The following is a 21176-nucleotide window of genomic DNA, read 5'->3' on the forward strand; positions in this document are numbered from 1 at the left end:
GGTATTTGAAGATTTTAGTAATTTTAAATTACAATCTGATAAAAAAGTTTACCATTTATCTCCAGCCTAATGTAGGGCTTGCGATAAATGGCTTGATATTTTGAGAGTAGAATATACTGGACAATTAACATAGGAGGAAATATGGCTAGAGAATACTTAACCCCTACTGAAGCAGCTAAGATACTTAACCTATCACGCCAAGCAGTAATTGAACGAATTAAGGCTGGTTCGCTTTATGCTGAACGGGTTGGTAAACGCTACATCATCCCCCGGAATCAACTCCCTTCTGAAAACGAGACTTTAAACATCAAGAAACCAGCTGAAATCGGAATTTCTCTAAATAAAAAATCGCGAAAAGAGGCTATCAAAAAAGTCTTAGACAAAATAGCCAAAGATAACATCAGAACAATCCAACTTTGGTTTGTTGATATCTTAGGAATATTAAAGTGTGTCTCAATAACTCAAGGTGAATTAAAGGAAGCCCTTGATCACGGCAAAGGCTTTGATGGCTCGTCAGTGACCGGATTCGCTGAAGCCCAAGAATCCGATATCCTCGCTTTGCCTGATCCCTATACTTTTAAAGTATTGCCTTGGACAGCAAAAGACAATCCAATTGCCAGGATGTTTTGTGATATTTTAAATACTGACTCAACTCCCTATGCCGGAGACCCCCGTTATGTTCTAAAGCGATCTTTGGCCCGAGCTGAGAAACTGGGGCTTACTTTCTTTGTCGGACCGGAGTTAGAATATTTTTATTTCAAATCCGACAAAAAACCAGAAGTAATCGACGAAGGGTCATATTTTGAACTAATCCCTAATGATCTCGCTGATGTCTTAAGAAACAAAACCGTACGAATACTAGAAGAAATGGGCATTGAAATGGAAGCAACCCACCATGAGGTAGCCCCTTCCCAACATGAAATAGATCCCAAATATAACGACGCCCTTACCATGGCTGATAATGTAATGACCTGTAAATACGTAATCAAGGAAATTGCCCAACAAAACGGGGTTTATGCAACTTTTATGCCTAAACCTCTATTCGGTGAAAATGGCTCTGGCATGCATGTTCATCAATCACTTTTCAAAGGCGAAAAGAACGCCTTTTTTGATAAAAAAGATAAACACCATTTGTCAGCTATAGCTAAAAATTTCATTGCCGGTGAGCTTAAGCATGCGCGAGAAATATCCTCGCTTACCGCTCAATGGGTAAATTCCTACAAAAGATTGGTCTCCGGTTATGAAGCACCAGTCTATGCCTCCTGGGCTCAAAAGAACCGTACTGCTCTATTAAGGGTTCCTCTCTATCGACCAGGCAACGAAAAGGCAACTCGAGTCGAATTGCGCTGTCCAGATCCGGCCTGTAACCCTTACCTTGCTTTTGCCGTAATGCTGGCAGCCGGACTAGAAGGAATCGAAAAAAAATACGAAATTCCTGCACCGGTTGAACCAAACATCTATCATATGGCCATGGAAGAAAGAGAAAGACGAGGATTGACTTCTCTACCGGGGAATCTCTTTGAAGCAATTATCGAAACAGAAAAAAGTAGCTTCGTAAAAGACACCCTCGGTGAACATATCTTCAATCGTTTCTTATTCAATAAGAAGAAAGAATGGGAAGAATACCGTACTCAAATCACCGAACACGAAATTAAAAAGTATTTACCTTTACTTTAAAAATACTTTTCTAAAATAATTTTTACTCTTTCAGCGATAGCCAAGCAAGCGGTTAAGCCGGGAGATTCAATGCCAATCAAGTTAATAAAACCCGGTAGGCCTTTTTGGCTTTCTTCAGAAATCACAAAATCCCTGAAAGCTTCATCCTCCTTCTGCAATTTAGCCCTTACCCCAACTGTATCCGGTATTAAATCTTCAAGTTCTAAAGACGGTAAGATTTTTTTTACTGAATTGTAAAAATTGACCTTGTCAGTTTCATCGATATTGTAGTCAATTTCTGAAATATACTTTGCATCCGGACCCAAGCGTAATCCGCCGACTAGATCCGGAGTAACATGAATACCTAAGTCTATCTTTGTTGCCGGTGGGTAAACTAAATGCTTTATTGAAAACTTCTCAGGCTTCTTAATTCTAAAGTATTGCCCTTTACAGTAGCTAAGTTTGTAGTTTTCAGCTTGAATATTAATTCCTGCCATTTCTGCTATTTTATCAGAACAAAGACCAGCAGCATTAACTACTATTTTACTTTCAAAGGAAAAAGACTCTCCGTTAGGCTCTTTTACCATAACTTTATAGCCAGAACTCTGCTTATCAATTCCAACAACTTCAGTCAAAAAAGAAAAAGTTACCCCTTGTTGCTTAGCTCGATTATAAAGAAAATTCATTAAACCATGAGAATCTATTATTCCAGAGTTAGGAGAAAAAAGGACTTTTTTGGCTCGAACTTGTGGCTCTAAGCGACATAATTCGGCTGGATCTAAAAAGTTTAAATTCTTAACTCCACTATTTAAAGCATTGTCATAAATTGCTTCTATTTTTTGAACTTCATCTTGGTTGCAAGCAACAACTAACTTTCCTAAACGCTTAAAAGAGATGCCTTGTTCTAGGCATAACTGATACAAAAGCTTGTTGCCTTGAATGCAGGTTTGAGCTTTTAACGATCCTGACCGGTAATAGAGGCCGGAATGGATTACTTCGGAATTTCGTGAGCTTGACTCCTGTCCGAAAGAATCATTCTTTTCGATAGCAACAATATTTTGGTTAAACTTAGAAAGCTGAGAAGCTATGCTTAGGCCAACGACCCCGGCTCCAATTATGGTAATATCATTCTGCTGCATTTTCCTTATTATAATCGAAAAATGGTAGAAACAAAATAGTAATTACCGCTTGAGCAAGGCAGCCTTAATGAAATCCCTAAATAAAGGGTGAGCAGAGTCAGGTTTAGATTTAAATTCAGGATGGAACTGGCAAGCTACAAACCAAGGATGGTTTTTTAATTCAATTATCTCAACTAAATTCTTTTGAGGATTAATCCCTGAAAAAATCATACCTGCCTTTTCCATTAAATCTCTATATTTATTATTAAACTCATAACGATGTCGATGGCGTTCAGAAATTTTTTCTTTCTTATAGGCCTTGTAAACTGTCTCTTTTTTCTTCAAGCAACAATCGTAAGCACCCAAACGCATCGTTGCCCCCTTGTCGCTTAGCATCTTTTGATTTTCAAGTATTGAAATAACCGGATATTTAGTATTTTTATTAAACTCTGAAGAATTTGCATTTTTCAGTCCACAAACATTACGCGCAAATTCAATTGCTGCCGTCTGCATCCCTAAACATATGCCTAAAAAAGGAATTTTATTTTCCCGGGCGAATTTAACTGCTTTGATCTTTCCTTCGATGCCACGGTTACCAAAACCACCCGGGATTAAAATTCCTTTAACTTCTTTTAAATATTTCAAAGCATCTTTCTTTTCAATATCTTCAGAGTCAACTTTCTTTATCGAAAGTTTTACGTTATTCTCAATTGCCCCATGGACTAAGGCCTCATAAATTGACTTATAGGCATCCTGGAGGGCTATATATTTTCCAACAACTGCAATTTCAACCTTTTTTGTCGGAGATTTAACTCTCTTAAGCATCTTAATCCAATCGGTCAAGTTATCTTCTGGACATTTTAGATTAAGTAACCTAATAATTAACCTGTCTAGTCCCTCCTTCTTGAAAGCAACCGGAACCTCATAAATACTTTTTACATCAATAGCAGTAACCACCGCCTCCTTATCGACATTACAAAAAAGAGAAATTTTTTCCCGTGCCTCTTTATTGAGATTTCTTTCGGTTCTGCAAACAATAATATCGGGAATAATTCCTATCTCACGAAGTTTACCAACACTATGTTGGGTCGGTTTAGTTTTAATCTCTCCGGCCGACTTTATATAAGGAACTAATGTTACATGGATGTTAATTGCATAGTCGCGACCTAAATCAAGTCGCAGCTGTCTAATTGCCTCCAGGAAAGGGAGTCCCTCGATATCCCCTACAGTCCCTCCGATTTCAACAATTACAACATCAACCTGCTGTTTGGTGGCAACTTTGATAATACCTTTTTTTATCTCATCGGTTATGTGAGGAATAATCTGAACAGTTTTTCCTAAATAATCACCGTGTCTCTCTTTGGAAATAACCGAGTAATATATTTTTCCAGTAGTAATATTATTATCTTTGGTTAACTTAGAATTAGTAAAACGTTCATAGTGTCCTAGATCTAAATCAGTCTCTGCTCCGTCGTCGGTAACGTAAACCTCTCCGTGTTGAAAAGGATTCATGGTCCCCGGATCAACATTAATATAAGGATCACACTTGATAATTGTGACTTTAAGCCCCCGGGATTCAAGAAGCTTGCCAATTGCAGCCGCAGCAATCCCCTTGCCTAAACTCGATACGACACCACCGGTAATAAAAATATATTTTGCCATTACCTCCTCCTTTCTAAAGATCGTTTAGAAAACTTTTTAGGAATTTTTGTCGGATATTTACCACTAAAACAAGCTGCGCAAAACTTATCTTTCTCCAAAGGCATAGATTTTAACATACCCTCAAGGCTTAGATACTCCAAACTGTCTAAACCGATAAATTTTTTAACCTCTTCAATCGTACGACTCGAAGCTATTAACTCTTTCTTTGTCGGAAAGTCTATCCCATAAAAACAAGGTGATATGATTGGCGGGCAACTTACCCGCATGTGGATTTCTTTAGCCCCGAACTCCCGTAAAGTTCTCACTCGACTCTTGGAAGTTGTTCCTCGAACAATTGAATCCTCAATAACTACTATTCTTTTACCTTTCAAAACATCTCTAATCGGATTAAGCTTCACTCTAACTCTAAAATCTCTAATATATTGAGACGGTTGAATGAAAGTTCGTCCAATGTAATGATTACGAATCATGCCAACCTCCAAGGGTATACCGCTTTCTTCAGCATAACCCATAGCTGCATAGTTTCCCGAATCAGGAACCGGCATCACTATATCAGCGTCTACCGAGCATTCTTGGGCAAGTTGTCTACCTAACTGTTTACGCGCTAGATAAACGTTGTTGCCAAAAATATTGCTATCCGGCCTGGCAAAATAAATATATTCAAAAATACATGACGCTTGATTGCTTTTAGCAAATGGCTTTACCGACTCCAAACTATCTTTTTTTATAAATACTACCTCACCCGGGGCAACATCTCTAACATAAGTAGCACCAATTAAATCTAAAGCACATGTTTCGCTAGCTAACACATAAACTCCATCAAGTTTTCCTAAGCAGAGTGGACGAAATCCCTGAGGATCTCTTGCTCCAACTAAAACATCATCCACCATTAATGTTAACGAATAGGCCCCAGCAAGTTTAGAAAGAACTTCAATAACTTTATCTTTAGTACTTTTATTGGACGATTTAGCTAAAAGATGGACAATCACCTCTGAATCCATGGTGCTTTGGAAAATAGAACCCTTCTCTTCTAACTCCTTGCGCAAAACTGAAGTATTGGTGAGATTCCCATTATGAGCAATAGCTATGTGGCCTTTTTTATGATTAACCAAGAAAGGTTGAATATTTTTAGAAATGCTTGATCCGGTCGTTGAATAACGGACATGTCCGACAGCTACATCTCCCCGCAGAGCTTTTATTGCTCGTTCATCAAAAACATCACCAACCAAACCCATAGCCTTATGATATCTGACTCGCCGTCCGTCATAAGTAACCACCCCGCAGCTTTCTTCGCCACGATGCTGAAGTGCATACAATCCTAAATAAGCCAAACGCGAAGCATCTTTATGTCCAATAACACCAAATATTCCACACATTTTATTATTTCACTCCTTTTGTCAGCTAATATATTCCTGTATTGATTTAACTCCTAATTCACCCTTTAGCGCCGACTCTATACCATTAACTGCTGCCTGGGCACCCTGAATCGTAGTGATACAAGGAATTCCATACATTACTGCCATGCTCCTTATCGATTTCATATCTGACTGACCTCTTTGGCCAGAAGGTGTATTTATTATTAATTTTATTTCGCCGCTCTTAATTAAATCCAATAATTGGCCATCGCCTTCGCTAATTTTTCCAACCTCTTTGGCTAAGATATCGTTGGAACGAAAAACTTTACAAGTGCCCCTGGTTGCCAATATTTTAAACTTCATATCCTTTAGCTTCTTAGCTATAAAAACAATACTTCTTTTATCGTCATTTTTAACACTTATAAATATTTTTCCTTCTAACGGCAAAGCTTGACCAGCTGCTACCTGTGACTTATAAAAAGAAGCTCCGAAAGAACTATCTATACCCATAACCTCACCGGTTGACTTCATTTCAGGGCCCAGGAGTATGTCTACTCCGGAAAACCTTGAGAATGGCAAAACCGACTCTTTTACCCCACAATGGAAAATTTCCTTCTCCTGAGTAAAACCAATTTCATTCAATGTCTGACCAACCATAACCCTAGCAGCAATCTTAGCTAAGGCTACTCCAGTAACTTTACTCACGAAAGGTATTGTTCTTGAAGCCCGCGGATTTACTTCCAAAACATAAACGATATCGCCTTTTACGGCAAACTGGATATTAATTAACCCACAAACTTTCAATTCCTTTGCTAAAAGATGTGTATGTTTTCTTATTGTCCCTATAATTTCATCACTCAACGTGTGTGGCGGAATAACACAGGCTGAATCTCCAGAATGAACACCAGCCTCCTCAATATGCTCCATAATGCCACCGATAACCGTATCTTTTCCATCAGAAACAGCATCCACATCTACCTCCACTGCATCTTCCAAAAATTTATCAATCAATATCGGGCGGCCTCCCGAAATATTAACTGCCCCTTTGACAAATTGATCTAAAGATTTTTCATCATAAACTATCTTCATTGATCTTCCACCTAATACATAAGAAGGTCTAACTAAAATTGGATAACCGATTTCTTTAGCTATCTTTCGGGCAGATTCTTTTGAAATAGCTGATCCGTTTGGTGGTTGGTTAAGGCCCAAATCTTTTATTAATTCCGAAAACTTATCTCTATCCTCGGCTCGGTCAATAGAAGATACTGCTGTACCAATAATTGGCGCACCAGCCGCCTCCAATTTTTTAGCTAGATTAAGCGGAGTCTGACCGCCCAATTGCACTATTACCCCTTGAGGCTTCTCCTTTTCGATAATATTCATTACATCCTCAAAGGTCAATGGCTCAAAATAAAGCTTATCCGATGTATCGTAATCGGTTGAAACTGTCTCAGGATTCGAATTAACCATAATTGTTTCAAATCCAGCCTCCCTAAGCGCAAACGCAGCATGACAACAGCAATAATCAAATTCTATGCCTTGCCCAATACGATTAGGCCCACCACCCAAAATCATTATTTTTTTGTTCTGAGAAACTCTAGTCTCATCTTCAGTCTCATAAGTAGAATAATAATATGGTGTATAGGCCTCGAACTCGGCCGCACAGGTATCAACCAACTTAAAAGTAGCGGTAACGCCTTTTTCTTTTCGTAACTTATTTATCGATAACTCATCCGACCCAATCAAATCAGCTATCTGGCGATCACTAAATCCGTACTGCTTGACCTTCTTTAAAAAAACAGCATTTAGATCTTTATTGCTTTTAATTTCTTCCTCAAGCTCAACAATCTGCTTTATGTTATCGATAAACCAAAGGTCTATACCCGTCTGTTCAACAATATCATCCAACTGCCAGCCTTTCTGAATAGCGTACTTAATATAAAATATTCTTGAGGCATTTGGCTCTTTTAACCTTAAGCTGATTTTCTCATCGGAAACTTCTTTATAATCTGACTTGTTGTCCAGCCCGGTATGGCCAATCTCTAATCCTCGCAAACCTTTTTGAAGGGCTTCCTTAAAAGTTCGACCAATAGCCATAGTTTCTCCGACTGACTTCATTGATATCCCCAAAATATCCTTTGCCTCGGGAAACTTTTCAAAAGTAAAACGGGGAATTTTAACTACACAGTAATCTATCACCGGCTCAAATGAAGCCGGGGTTTCTTTAGTAATATCGTTTTTAATTTCATCCAGGGTATAGCCCACCGCTAGCTTAGCAGCAAACTTTGCTATCGGAAAACCAGTAGCCTTACTCGCTAGAGCTGAACTGCGTGAAACTCTCGGGTTCATCTCAATAACTACCATTCTTCCATCTTTAGGGTTGACCGCAAATTGAATATTTGAACCGCCGGTTTCAACGCCGATGGCTCGAATTATATCAATAGAGGCATCGCGCATTTTTTGATATTCTTTATCAGTTAAGGTTTGAGTCGGAGCCACAGTAATTGAGTCCCCGGTATGAATGCCCATCGGGTCAAAATTCTCTATCGAACAAACTATAACTACATTATCTTTTTTATCACGCATAACTTCTAATTCATACTCTTTCCAACCAACGATAGACTCCTCAATAAGGATTTCACTAATCATACTGTTATTTAAGCCTAAAGCGGCTATTTCTTCAAATTGTTTTTGGGTGGTAGCGATGCCTCCTCCAGTTCCACCAAGAGTAAAGCTGGGCCTAATTATCACTGGCAAGCCTATGGCTTTAACCGCTTCTTTTGCTTCTTTGATGTTGTAAGCTAAGGCACTCTTAGGTAAATCCAGCCCAATCTCCTGCATTGTTTTTTTAAAAATTTCCCTGTCTTCAGCCTTTTTTATAGCTTCGCAATCGGCACCAATCATCTTAACTCCATACCTGTCTAAAATTCCCTGTTCGAAAACCTTCATCGCCGTATTTAGCCCGGTTTGACCACCTAAGGTAGGTAATAATGCATCCGGAGACTCTTTCTTGATGATTTTTTCGACTATCTCGGGAGTTATCGGTTCAATATAGGTTGCATCAGCCATTTGTGGATCAGTCATGATCGTGGCTGGATTAGAGTTAAGAAGAACCACCTTAAAACCTTCTTCTTTTAAAGCCTTGCAAGCTTGAGCCCCAGAATAGTCAAACTCGCAAGCTTGACCAATTATTATTGGCCCAGAACCAATGATTAAAATTTTTTTAATATCCTCTCTTTTAGGCATAACTCTTTATCATTGAAATGAATTCATCGAATAAATATTCAGCATCATGCGGACCGGGCGAACTTTCAGGATGAAATTGAACTGAAAATAACGGCAAGCTTTTGTGACGCAACCCTTCAAGGGTATTATCATTAAGGTTAACCTGCGTTACTTCTATTGATTCGCAATCTAAAGAATTAATGTCAACGCAAAACCCATGATTTTGTGCCGTTATTGAAACTTTACCGGTTTTTAAATCCTTAACTGGATGATTTCCACCATGATGACCAAATTTAAGTTTGTAGGTTCTGCCACCCAAAGCCTGACCAAGTATCTGATGCCCAAAACAAATTCCAAAAAGCGGAACTTTACCGATCAGCCCCTTTACTGTATCAACAAGATAAGTAACGGCCGAAGGGTCTCCCGGACCATTAGAAAGTAACACTCCGTCAGGTTTAATTTTAAAAATTTCGTCTAAAGCGATACTTGCCGGCACAACCGTTACCTTGCAATTCCTCTCACTTAATTTCCTTAAGCTGTTCAGTTTTAAACCGCAGTCAATAACAACTATCTTAAATTTTCCCTTATCACTCCAAACCCAAGGCTCCTTACAGGTAACCTCTTTTACCAAATCAATACCGATTAACCCTTTTGATTCTCTAGCCCGCTTAACTAAAATTTGGTCACTACAATTTTCAGTTGAAATCACCGCTTTCATCGCTCCCTTAAGTCTTATTTGTCGCGTAAGGGCTCTAGTATCAAAACCTTCAATGCCAATTACATCATTCTCAGTCAAATAATCCGGAAGGCTCTGGGTAGCACGCCAATTACTATAAACCCTGCTGCATTCGCGCACTAAAAACCCTTCCAAAAATGGCTTCTTTGATTCAACATCACCAGGATTAATTCCATAATTACCAATTAAAGGATAAGTCATTAAAACAATTTGCCCTTTATAGGAAGGATCGGTAATTATCTCCTGATAACCACTTAAGCTGGTATTGAAAACTACTTCACCACTCCTTTCCCCCGAACCAGAGAAGCAATCTCCTTGGAAAATAATTCCATTTTCAAGAGCTATTCGAGCTTTCACGACGACGTCTCCTTTTTACTAAAAAAACATATAACCCTTTGCGAAGTAACATCGGAGATTATCCTCAAATCTTCGCTGCTTAGGTCATAGACACTAATAATATCTTTATACTTAGCAGAACCAGGTACTAATTTAGCGAGCAAATTATCATGCTCAATCAACCAAGACTTATTAAATATAACTCCCTTATTTTCAGGAAAAAGAGCAATATAAAATATGCTAGTTTCGACTAAATCCTGAAAGAAATGGGTTCCAAAAGATAATTCCGGCATAAGGTTTCCAGCTGAAAATGCAACCTCAGCTAAGACTGCTATATTATTTATCTCGGCAAATTTTACTGGAACGCCCAAGGATGGAGTTGTTGTGCCCCATCTTCCCGGTCCGATAAGAAGAGTATAGAACTGCTCCCGATCAGTCAGATTCCGATTGAGCCGCCCGACAACCCGAGCGATTTCATACTTATCTGATAAAACTAATTTATTGTAACCTTCCGGATCAATATAGATAATTCTTTCTACTTTATGAGAAATATTTCCGCCGAAAAAATACCCTTGAGACTCAAAAAATATATCAGTTTTAAGTATTTTCTTAGGCATCCTGACCCTTTTACCGATACCAACTGTTTGTAATGGTCTACACTGTAATACATTTATTTTAAATAAATCATCCTCAGTAAAATTAACGGTAAATTCTAATTCTACTGGATAATTATAACTTTTCTCAAGTAATTCCAGTATCTTCTTAAAAGAATTGGCTAATTTACTCTTGCTAAAAGCCTTATCTAAAGTTAATATCCAGTAATCCTTATCTTTTAAATTTCTACCGCGCATCATTTCTGTAGCTTCATAATCTTTAACCGCCATGCGGTTTAAATCGTTATAAATATTACTACGAGCCAAATCATTAAATGAAATGGTTTCAAAACTATTATTTTTTGTATTTATAACATCGACCTCGTGCTGTGAGAATTTTCGCAAATCGTCTTTTTCGGCATACGGCCTTCGCAAAGGATCATCTAAAGCAACCATCCTCGGATAATCACCTTCAACCCGATTAACCGCTCTAGTGCCCAGCCCAAAAACTACCCTAAGCATTCCCGCTTTAGGGTCAATATCTTTATTCCAAACATGGGTATTGTGTGAAACTCCAACCCCAGCTAGATCAGGGAAAAAACAACAATCATGATGGGCTCCAGAAACTCGTTGTATTAAAAGCGCCATCTGCTCATCCAACTTGTCCAAACCACGCTGCTTCCGGTAGACTAAAGCATCCTCGCTCATGGTGCTGGCATAAATTTTTCTTACTGCCTCGGCAAACATAAGATATCTTTGCTCGGGGCTGCCCTGGTTAGCCAAAAATATACTCTCATACTTACCAGCAAAAGCATTACCAAATCCGTCCTCAAGCAATGAACTTGACCGTATGATAATCGGTGAAGAGCCAAAATATTCAATAATTTGTTGAAAATGTTCTCTGATCTCCTCAGAAAAAGTTCCATAAAGCATCTTATCTTTAAGAATCTTCGCAATCGAAAAATAACCTTCTTCGCCTCTTTGCTGCATACGTAATTTCCACCAGCGGTTTTGCACAATATAAGAATAAAATATATCTGAACCAATATAAAACGAATCGTGTGGTTCTGAAAGTTTAGGCCAATCCGGCAATTTTTCCGAAAGCATCTTACGGGCCAAAAGCATACCAGCGCTTTTACCACCGATAAAACCAGTTCCAATTAAGCGAGATTTTATATCAATTAACTCAGCCAGTGATAAATTATTCACTGCCAACGACATAATTTTTTCATTTTTGCTTATCATCAAGCTACAAATTTTCTTAACAATATCGGATATTTTTTCCTTAGCCGGCCGGACCTTAATTAGTTCGTCAGCTTCAAGAAATAAACGATCCCAATAATCAAGATTTCGCTTTGCGCTTTCAAGGCCCTTTTCGCTAATATGAGAAAGTATTTCTACCGCATTAATGCTGTCGGCAATTGGTGTCCAGCGATCATCTTCTCTTTGATGCGGAAGAAACATTGTCGGTGTATACCGATTCCAAACTTTCAACGGATGGATATAAAAACTTCCCCGACAGCGATAGACATCCATAAGCAGTTGTGTGGTTTCTCGTATTTGAGCTATCGACTTAAAAGAATGACTATTACGTAATATCGAAAAATAAGTTAAAGTTTTAAGTTCGTAAAGATAAGGACAAGTTACCATAAAAAAATTACCAATCATTAAATCACTGGCCCAAGCCGAGAGCAACTCTGAAAGGCAATCAAAAACATAATAAGCGCCCTGGCCTTCTTTAGTAATAATTTGATTTAATTCGGTAGCAAACGACTCAAAACCAATCGAAGGTTTAAGATCATATCGCTTTATCTTAGCTGAAGATTCTAGTAACTCTTTATGTGAAGCAAAACGGATATAGATAACCTTCTTATCCTCAAGCAAAGCCTGATCAACAAAAGGCTTAACCAGCTCAACGTAGTCTTCTATATCATCAATTTGCCAAACAACATTGTCACCAGCTCGTAACCCGGTAATTACTTTATCCAAACCTTTTATTCCCGTACTTATCATTTTAGAAACCTCTAAGTAACCGATAAGTTACTTTCTCCGATTAAATACTTATCAATATAATGAGCACAACGCCTGCCTTCAGAAATAGCCCAAACAACCAGTGACTGGCCACGTCGCATATCTCCGGCCGAAAAAACTTTATCAACCGATGTCATATATTTATTATCGGTTTTTACATTTCCCTGCTTGTCAAGTTTAACTTTAAGATCGCTAAGTAAGCCAGCATGTTCCGGATGTAAAAACCCTATAGCCAAAATAACTATATCAACCTCAATCTCAAAATCACTCCCGAGAATATCTTGCATAACCGGGCAACTCTTGCCATCAGCTGCAACAAATTCTACCCTTTTACAGCAAATTTTCTTTAAGCGACCACCCTTGCCAACAAATTGCTTTGTCAAAACAGCCCATTGACGTTGACCACCCTCCTGATGACTTGAGGTCGTCTTTAAAAGTAAAGGATAATTCGGCCAAGGATAATCTTTACTACGGCACCGTAAAGGCTTCGGCATGACTTCTATCTGGACAACCCTAGCTGCCGACTGACGATGAGCAGTCCCTAAACAATCAGCCCCGGTATCGCCTCCGCCGATAACAACAACTCTTTTACCAGAGACATCAATAATTTGATCCTCTGGAATACTCTCACCGGAAAGCCTTCTGTTGACTTGGGTTAAATAGTCCATAGCGTAATAAATACCCTTAAGTTCCCTGCCCTTTATTTTAAGATCTCTTGGAACGCGTGAGCCTCCGGCTAAACAAATAGCATCAAATTCAGTTGTCAGTTTTTCAACCGAATAATCTCTTCCTACATCAACACCGGTCTTAAAAACAACCCCTTCCTCTTTCCAAATATTGATACGCCGATCGATTATAGACTTTTCAAGTTTAAAATCAGGTATACCATAACGAAGAATTCCTCCCGGTTGATTGTCGCGCTCAAAAATAACTACCCTGTGTCCGGCCCGGTTTAGTTGAGTTGCCACAGTTAAACCAGCTGGGCCTGAACCAACAACCGCTACTTTTTTGCCAGTCCGCTCGCCTACAGTGATCGGTTTAATTATCCCGGCTCTAAAACCAAATTCACTAACAGCCAGCTCATTTTCAGCAATAGTAACAGCATCACTATTCAAAGCTAACACGCAAGCATGCTCGCAAATAGCCGGACAAATTCTACCAGTTATTTCTGGAAGATTGTTGGTCGCTTCTAATAACTTAACTGCTTCTTCCCAATTGCCCTTAAACATATAATCATTCCACTCCGGGATATAGTTTCCTATCGGACAGGCCCAATGACAAAAAGGCGTACCACAATCCATGCAACGTGATGCCTGCTCCTGCGACTGCTCATCGGGTCGCAGATAGCGAACTTCTTTAAAATCCTGAATTCGCTCATCGACCTGACGATACTTACCCTCTTTTCTTGATGCCTTCAGAAAACCTCTTAAATCACCCATCGTATGTCTCCGACAAACCAAGTTTTTCCTCTATCTGTGCTTCCTCTAATATGCGCTTATACTCTATCGGTATAACCCGGATAAATTTTTTGAGTTCTTCATTCATGCTATCGATAACCCTTTTTGCTCTTTTGCTTCCGGTATATTTGAAATGGTTATCAAGTAAATTATACAATACATCTTTGTCCTTCTCCTTGATCTCTTGAAGTTCAACCATATCTAAATTACATTTATTTCTAAAGGTCTTATCTTGATCATAAATATAAGCTATTCCGCCACTCATACCAGCAGCAAAATTTCTGCCGGTTTTGCCTAAAACAATTACTCGACCACCAGTCATATATTCACAACCGTGATCGCCAAGACCTTCAACAACTGCATACAACCCGGAGTTTCTTATGCAAAACCTCTCACCAGCTACACCACAAATATAAGCCTCACCGGAAATTGCTCCATAAAAACTAGTATTGCCGATAATTATATTCTCAGTCGGTTCAAAATCAGCTCTTTTATCCGAATATACTATTATTTTTCCACCGGATATACCTTTTCCGATATAATCATTAGCCATCCCCTCTAATTCAAAAGTAATGCCCTTAGCTAGAAATGCACCAAAACTTTGTCCGGCTGCACCCTTAAACTTACAATTAATTGTGTCCTCTAAGAGCACTCCATCACCGCATCTGCGTGAAAGTTCACCGCTCAACATTGCACCGGTAGCCCGATTGGTATTATTAATATCCATAACTATATTTACCGGCCTATTTTTCTTAAAAGCAACTTCACTCATCTTTATTAGCTTACTATCTAAAACCGAACCTAAATCTTTAGCCTGTTTAGACTTTCGATATGGTTTGATATTTTGATTAGAGCAATCCGGACGATAAAGAATTCTTGATAAATCCAATCCTTTTGCTTTTTCCGGAACAATCGCCCTATCCATTTCAAGCAAATCAGTACGTCCAATCATCTCATTAATAGTTCTTATTCCTAAACTTGCCATAATCTGACGGAGTTCTTTTACGACAAAATGAAAATAATTTACTATATATTCCGGACGGCCCCTAAACCGTTTCTGCAAAATATCATCCTGGGTAGCTACCCCGACTGAACAATTATTTAAGTGGCAATGCCTGAGCATAACACAACCACTGATAATCAAGACAGCCGTACAAAAACCATATTCTTCGGCTCCCAATAAGGCAGCTATTGCAACATCGCGACCAGTGCGTATTTGTCCATCGGTCTGTATGCGAACTCTCGAACGTAGCTTGTTAAGTATCAAAGTCTGATGTGTTTCAGAAAGGCCCAACTCCCAAGGAAGCCCAGCATAACGTATTGAACTCATTGGCGAGGCACCAGTACCGCCATCACCCCCTGAAATAAGTATCATGTCAGCGTGACCCTTAGCTACCCCGGCAGCAACCGTGCCCACGCCTAGCTCCGAAACAAGCTTCACACTCACCCGGGCATTAGGGTTGGCATTTTTTAGATCAAAAATTAACTGGGCTAAGTCTTCAATTGAATAAATATCATGATGTGGTGGCGGTGATATTAAAGTTACTCCCGGAGTAGTAAACCTAGTCCTAGCAATTGATTCACTGACTTTATGTCCCGGAAGTTGACCGCCTTCTCCTGGCTTTGCGCCTTGGGCAATTTTTATCTGTATTTCATCAGCATTAACTAAATAATTTATAGTTACCCCAAAGCGGCCAGAAGCAACCTGTTTTATGGCACTTCTTCTGGAATCACCGTTAGGTAAAGTTATAAATCTAGATGGATCCTCTCCGCCCTCACCAGTATTAGACTTTCCACCTATTCTATTCATAGCAATAGCAATAGTTTCATGAGCCAATCTACTTATTGAGCCAAAACTCATGGCACCGGTAGCAAAACGTTTCATGATATCCTTAGCTAGCTCAACCTTATCAATCGGAATTTCCTTTTGCTTCTTAAACTTAAACAAACTCCTCAAAGTCGTTGGATTAGCTGACTGATCGTTTATAACCTGAGCAAATTCGCAATAACGATCATAATCATTATTAGTTGCAGCGTCCTGTAAAGTTGCTATACTTTTTGGATTCCAAAGATGAAACTCGCCGTCTTTTTTCCACTGGTAAATTCCACCACTAGCCAAGTAAGGTTTCTCAATCACTCTCCTAGGATAAGCCTCTTTATGTCTTTCGATGGTTTCGTTAGCAACCCCTAATAGGCTAACTCCGCCAATCCGAGATGCTGTACCAGTAAAATATTTGTCAATAAAATCGGAAGCTAAACCCAAAGCTTCAAATATCTGAGCGCCCCGATAACTTCTCAAGGTAGATATCCCCATCTTTGAAAGTATCTTTAAGATACCGTCAGTTAAAGCTTTTCGGTAATTAGTTAAGGCTTTTTGATAATCAAGAAAAATTTCTTTTTTATCGATCAGATAACCAATAGCTCCATAAGCAAGGTAAGGATTTATACAATCAGCCCCATAGCCAATAAGTAGGGCAAAATGGTGTACTTCCCGAGGCTCAGCACTTTCAACAACTATCGCCACCTGTGAACGAATAGTCTTTTCTACCAAATGCTGGTGGACAGCGCTTACCGCTAAAAGAATCGGAAGAGCAATATTATCTTTATTAACTCCCCGATCGCTGAGAATAACAAAAGAATATCCTTGTTCAATGGCATATTCTGTTTCAAAACAAATTCGCTCTAGAGCTCGGACAAAACCTTCTTGACCACTGGCAGCATCAAAAAACGTATATACTGTTTTGGCTTTAAATCCATTTATACTGATATCACGTAAATTCTGAAACTCTTGATCATTCAATATTGGATTTTTAACTCTAAGCTTATGACTATGCCCCGGAGTTTCCTCAAGAATATTCTTCTCCGGGCCGACATAGCTCTCCAAACTCATAACTAACTTCTCTCTAATTGAATCTATGGCCGGATTAGTAACTTGAGCAAAAAGCTGCTTAAAATAACTATAAAGCAGTTGGGGTTTGGCCGATAAAAAAGCATGCGGAGTATCATTACCCATTGAGCTAACCGGTTCTTTCCCACTTTCAGCCATAGGCTTTATAATTAACCTAAGGTCTTCACGTGAATAGCCAAAAGCTTTTAAACTGTAGATTATTTCTTCATATTCCTCTCGGTTACAATCACCAATAGCCAATTCATCAAAATTAACCATGCCTGCATCGTTCCATTGTTTGTAAGGAAAACGAGAAGCTACCCGTCGCTTAATTTCCGAATCATCTACTATTGAGCCGGATTCAGTATCAATAAAAAATATCTTTCCCGGCTCGAGCCGTCCAGAAAGCTTGATTTCTGCTGGATCTATATCTAAAACACCAACTTCCGATGCCATTACCACGAATCCATTCTTGGTTATTATGTACCGAGCTGGTCTGAGACCATTTCGATCAAGAGCGGCTGCTATGTTTTTTCCATCAGTAAAAGCTACAGCGGCCGGGCCATCCCAAGGCTCCATAAAACAAGCATGATACTTATAGAAATGTTTTAGCTCCGAGCTCATTGATTTGTCGTCTTCCCAGGCTGCTGGGATTAACATCATCATCGCATGCTCGATAGATCTTCCCGACAAAACCAAGAGCTCCAAAATGTTATCGAGCGCAGCTGAATCACTTCCACCCTTAACGATAACTGGTTTCAACTTATCAATATCGCTACCAAATGATTGACTAACCAACAACCTTTCCCTGGCGCTTACCCAATTTATATTGCCACGTAAAGTGTTTATTTCGCCATTGTGGGCTAAAAAACGGAAAGGTTGGGCTAAATCCCAAGTAGGAAAAGTATTTGTACTATAACGTGAATGGACTAAACAAAGTGAACTTTCTAAGGAGCTATCCTTTAAATCAACAAAAAAATCACGTAGTTGCGAAGGCATTAGCAAACCTTTATAGCTTAAAGTCCGAGACGACAGGTTAGTTATATAAAAAAAAGATTTCTGCTTTAATCCGGCTACGCTAATTGCATTTTCGATTTGTTTACGAATAACATAAAGTTTTCGTTCAAAACCAAGCTGATCATCTAATTCCCCGCTTCTACCAATAAAAGCCTGAGATATAAATGGCATGCTACGCCTAGCACCTTTGCCAATCACTGAAACTTCAACCGGAACGTCACGCCAACCTAAAAACTCTTGGCCTTCCTGTTTAATCTTTTTTTCGAATATACCGCGGCAAATGTCTCGTTCGTTCTTATCGGTCGGTAAAAATACTAAGCCAGTACCATAGAAATTTGCCTTTGGCAAATTAATTCCGCTAGCTTTACATTTTTCAAACAAAAACTTATGTGGTATCTGAATAAGCATACCGGCGCCATCCCCGGTATTAGGATCTGAACCAACAGCTCCACGATGACTTAAGCGCTCAAGAACCTCAATGCCCTTATCAATAAGAGCATAAGATTTCTTGCCGTTTATATTACAAACAAACCCTACACCACAGCTATCATGCTCAAACTGCGAATCATATAAACCCTGGGTTTTAGGAAAATTGGAAAACATTAACTCCTCCAGTCTTTAACACGAATGCCCAGCCTTTTAATCTTTGAATGAAGAGTGTTTCTATTAAGGCCTAAAATCTTTGCCGCCTGAAGCTTATTGCCATCAACACGAGCTAAAACTGACTCAATCAAAGGTTTTTCAATGGCCTCGATGACCATTCGGTAAACTTCACCATCTTTAGCTTTAAAAAAAATATCATCAAATTCTACCATTTTTTTCATCCCCTACCAAAAAATAAAAATAAATTATTTTGCCTATATTTTAGGCAAGCCTGGTCAAAATTTTTTAGACAACCAAATTTGCTTTTCTTTCAGAAATAATACGGGAAAAATTTAAGTAAAGCATCTTTGCCTGATAAATATATTTTTCCTGACAATTAAAATAATCAAACAATAATTTAGTCCTATCAATATCGGCAGAGTAATGTTGACACCAACCTTTTAACATCTCAAGATTCATCTCCGGATGAAACTGTACCCCCCAAGCACAAGGGGAAAAACGCACCGCCTGATTTCTGCAAGCTCTTCCCTCAGCTAAAAGTTTAGCTTCCTTCGGTAATTCAAAGGTATCTTCATGCCATTGGAACACATCAAGCCTTTCGTCTAAACCCCTAAATAATCTGTCGGCTTGAGCCTCCTCTGTTAAAGAAACTTTAGACCAACCAATTTCCTTATTTTCACACCTTGTAACCTTAGCTCCTAGGGCTTTAGCGATAAGTTGTGCTCCCAAACATATCCCGAGAACCGGAATTTCCTCCCTAATCAGATACCTTAAAAACTCCTCTTCAACTTCAAGAAAAGGAAACTCCCTCTTCTGGTAGACATTCATCGGCCCGCCAAAAACAACCACTCCTTCAATCTGAGAAATATTTTTAATTAGCGAGCCATCTTTAAACTCAAGAAATTGTTTAGGCTGACTTATATCCAAAATGCGAGTATCCCACTTAGTGCTTTCCAGGAACTTTCCAAAAGTCCCTGGACCTTCCAAACCTAAATGCTGTATAAAAATAATCATTCTTTTTACAAAATTGAAAGATACTTATCCAATTCATATTGAGGAACTTGGATTTTATAATTATCCCACTCCTTCTTCTTTAACTCCACAAACCTGGGAAAAATATGTTCACCGAGCACCTTTTTAACCAATTCACTCTCTTCGGTTATTGAAACTGCATGTCCCAAGCTATCCGGAAGAGTCTCAATGCCTTGATCTTTTCGCTCGGAATCGCTAAGATGATACAAATTTTTCTCCATCGGATTAGGCACCTTATAGCCTTTTTCAATGCCTTCAAGCCCGGCATGAAGCATTGCTGCAAAGGTAAGATAAGGGTTACATGCTGGATCGGCAGCCCGAAATTCACAACGAGTAGCCTTTTCTTGACCAGGATGGTACAAAGGAACTCTAACCAAGGCGCTTCGATTCCTACGACTCCAAGCAATATAAACCGGAGCCTCATAACCAGGAACCAACCGCTTGTAAGAATTAGTAGTTTGAGCAAATATTGAACAAATTTCCTTGGAATGCTTAAGAAGTCCGGCTATATAGCTGTGACCAACCCCAGAAAGAAAATCTTCAGCCTTAGGATCAAAAAAGGCGTTCTTTTCGCCTTTAAACAGTGATTGATGAACATGCATACCAGAACCATTTTCGCCAAATAAGGGTTTAGGCATAAAAGTAGCGTAAACTCCGAATTTGCTAGCGATTTCTTTTACTACCACTCGATAAGTTATTACATCATCAGCCATCTTTAATGCATCTTGATAACGCATGTCTACTTCATGTTGAGACGGTGCTACTTCATGATGTGAATACTCAACATGAATTCCCATTTTCTCTAAAGCCAACACTGTTTCTCTTCGTAGATCACTAGCAACATCAAGAGTGGTTAGATCAAAATAACCCCCTTTATCCAAAGTTTCAGTATTATTTTCGCTTTTGAAATAAAAGAACTCTAGTTCGGGACCTAGATAGAAATGGTCAAATCCCATTTTTTTAGCCCGCTCCAAGGCTCTTTTTAAAACATAGCGCGGATCGCCAACATATGGCGTACGATCAGGATTAAGCACGTCACAAATCATTCGAGCAACTGCCTTTTCCCTCGGCCGCCAAGGCAATATTGCAAAAGTTTCCGGATCAGGCATAGCAATCATATCTGATTCTTCAATGTCCTGATAACCGGTAATCGAAGAGCCATCAAAACCCATACCATTTTCTAAAGCTCCCTCTAATTCATTATCGGTTATCGAAAAACTCTTTACCTGCCCTAGAATATCAGTAAACCATAAACGAATAAACTTAACATCATTCTCCTTAACCAGTTTTAAAATATCCTGCTTTGTTTTCTTAGCCATCTTACACCTCCGTTTTGTTTATGCTCCTAAAAATAAAAATGGTGTCTTAAGCCCTAAGGCTTTAAAACACCATTGTTTTGAAAGCTTTTTTGCACAAACTTTGTGCTTTTTTGGCTGAAATTTCAGCCCTCAATATATATAAGTAAAAA

At 39.0% G+C, this 21176-nt stretch carries 12 protein-coding genes; 1 reads left to right on the top strand and 11 read right to left on the bottom strand.

Going from position 1 to position 21176, the window contains the following annotated elements:
* Positions 1 to 141 precede the first annotated feature (141 nt).
* Positions 142 to 1677 (top strand): glutamine synthetase beta-grasp domain-containing protein, encoded by a 1536-nt coding sequence (locus tag K9L86_05035; GenBank protein MCF7908212.1) that lies wholly within the window; start codon positions 142 to 144, stop codon positions 1675 to 1677.
* Here K9L86_05035 and K9L86_05040 read toward each other — a convergent pair.
* From K9L86_05040 to K9L86_05090, 11 genes are all read right to left on the bottom strand, one after another.
* A complete protein-coding gene (locus K9L86_05040; protein MCF7908213.1) occupies positions 1674 to 2795 on the bottom strand; it encodes an NAD(P)/FAD-dependent oxidoreductase in 1122 nt (373 codons plus the stop codon). The genes K9L86_05035 and K9L86_05040 overlap by 4 nt on opposite strands.
* 42 nt (positions 2796 to 2837) lie before the next feature.
* Entirely contained in the window at positions 2838 to 4436 is a 1599-nt protein-coding gene (locus tag K9L86_05045) for a CTP synthase (protein MCF7908214.1), read from the bottom strand.
* Entirely contained in the window at positions 4436 to 5812 is a 1377-nt protein-coding gene (purF, locus tag K9L86_05050) for an amidophosphoribosyltransferase (protein ID MCF7908215.1), read from the bottom strand. Before purF ends, K9L86_05045 begins: the two co-directional genes overlap by 1 nt.
* Before the next feature lie 21 nt (positions 5813 to 5833).
* Complete coding sequence (gene carB / locus K9L86_05055) at positions 5834 to 9037, bottom strand: carbamoyl-phosphate synthase large subunit (protein MCF7908216.1); 3204 nt, start codon at positions 9035 to 9037, stop codon at positions 5834 to 5836.
* Positions 9030 to 10109, bottom strand: a complete 1080-nt coding sequence (carA, locus tag K9L86_05060; protein ID MCF7908217.1) for a glutamine-hydrolyzing carbamoyl-phosphate synthase small subunit — start codon at positions 10107 to 10109, stop codon at positions 9030 to 9032. Before carA ends, carB begins: the two co-directional genes overlap by 8 nt.
* Complete coding sequence (locus K9L86_05065) at positions 10106 to 12694, bottom strand: PEP/pyruvate-binding domain-containing protein (protein MCF7908218.1); 2589 nt, start codon at positions 12692 to 12694, stop codon at positions 10106 to 10108. Before K9L86_05065 ends, carA begins: the two co-directional genes overlap by 4 nt.
* Before the next feature lie 11 nt (positions 12695 to 12705).
* Complete coding sequence (locus K9L86_05070; GenBank protein MCF7908219.1) at positions 12706 to 14151, bottom strand: glutamate synthase subunit beta; 1446 nt, start codon at positions 14149 to 14151, stop codon at positions 12706 to 12708.
* A complete protein-coding gene (gltB, locus tag K9L86_05075; protein MCF7908220.1) occupies positions 14144 to 18676 on the bottom strand; it encodes a glutamate synthase large subunit in 4533 nt (1510 codons plus the stop codon). Before gltB ends, K9L86_05070 begins: the two co-directional genes overlap by 8 nt.
* Positions 18676 to 18897, bottom strand: coding sequence for a Fis family transcriptional regulator (locus tag K9L86_05080; GenBank protein MCF7908221.1), 222 nt, complete (start codon positions 18895 to 18897; stop codon positions 18676 to 18678). The genes gltB and K9L86_05080 overlap by 1 nt, the downstream gene beginning before the upstream one ends.
* Positions 18898 to 18961: 64 nt before the next feature.
* Entirely contained in the window at positions 18962 to 19690 is a 729-nt protein-coding gene (locus K9L86_05085) for a type 1 glutamine amidotransferase (GenBank protein ID MCF7908222.1), read from the bottom strand.
* 5 nt (positions 19691 to 19695) lie between these two features.
* Entirely contained in the window at positions 19696 to 21027 is a 1332-nt protein-coding gene (locus tag K9L86_05090; protein ID MCF7908223.1) for a glutamine synthetase family protein, read from the bottom strand.
* Between the last annotated feature and the right edge of the window lie 149 nt (positions 21028 to 21176).

The organism is Candidatus Omnitrophota bacterium (genome assembly GCA_021735655.1).
Classification (GTDB): domain Bacteria; phylum Omnitrophota; class Gorgyraeia; order Duberdicusellales; family 4484-171; genus JAHKAJ01.

What these genes read in the sequence shown, in the direction of transcription:
- K9L86_05080 (MCF7908221.1), bottom strand. Translation starts at nt 18,897, where the DNA reads ATGAAAAAAATGGTAGAATTTGATGATATTTTTTTTAAAGCTAAAGAT.
- K9L86_05090 (MCF7908223.1), bottom strand. Translation starts at nt 21,027, where the DNA reads ATGGCTAAGAAAACAAAGCAGGATATTTTAAAACTGGTTAAGGAGAAT.
- K9L86_05085 (MCF7908222.1), bottom strand. Translation starts at nt 19,690, where the DNA reads ATGATTATTTTTATACAGCATTTAGGTTTGGAAGGTCCAGGGACTTTT.
- purF (MCF7908215.1), bottom strand. Translation starts at nt 5,812, where the DNA reads ATGTGTGGAATATTTGGTGTTATTGGACATAAAGATGCTTCGCGTTTG.
- carB (MCF7908216.1), bottom strand. Translation starts at nt 9,037, where the DNA reads ATGCCTAAAAGAGAGGATATTAAAAAAATTTTAATCATTGGTTCTGGG.
- K9L86_05035 (MCF7908212.1), top strand. Translation starts at nt 142, where the DNA reads ATGGCTAGAGAATACTTAACCCCTACTGAAGCAGCTAAGATACTTAAC.
- K9L86_05065 (MCF7908218.1), bottom strand. Translation starts at nt 12,694, where the DNA reads ATGATAAGTACGGGAATAAAAGGTTTGGATAAAGTAATTACCGGGTTA.
- K9L86_05040 (MCF7908213.1), bottom strand. Translation starts at nt 2,795, where the DNA reads ATGCAGCAGAATGATATTACCATAATTGGAGCCGGGGTCGTTGGCCTA.
- K9L86_05045 (MCF7908214.1), bottom strand. Translation starts at nt 4,436, where the DNA reads ATGGCAAAATATATTTTTATTACCGGTGGTGTCGTATCGAGTTTAGGC.
- gltB (MCF7908220.1), bottom strand. Translation starts at nt 18,676, where the DNA reads ATGTTTTCCAATTTTCCTAAAACCCAGGGTTTATATGATTCGCAGTTT.
- K9L86_05070 (MCF7908219.1), bottom strand. Translation starts at nt 14,151, where the DNA reads ATGGGTGATTTAAGAGGTTTTCTGAAGGCATCAAGAAAAGAGGGTAAG.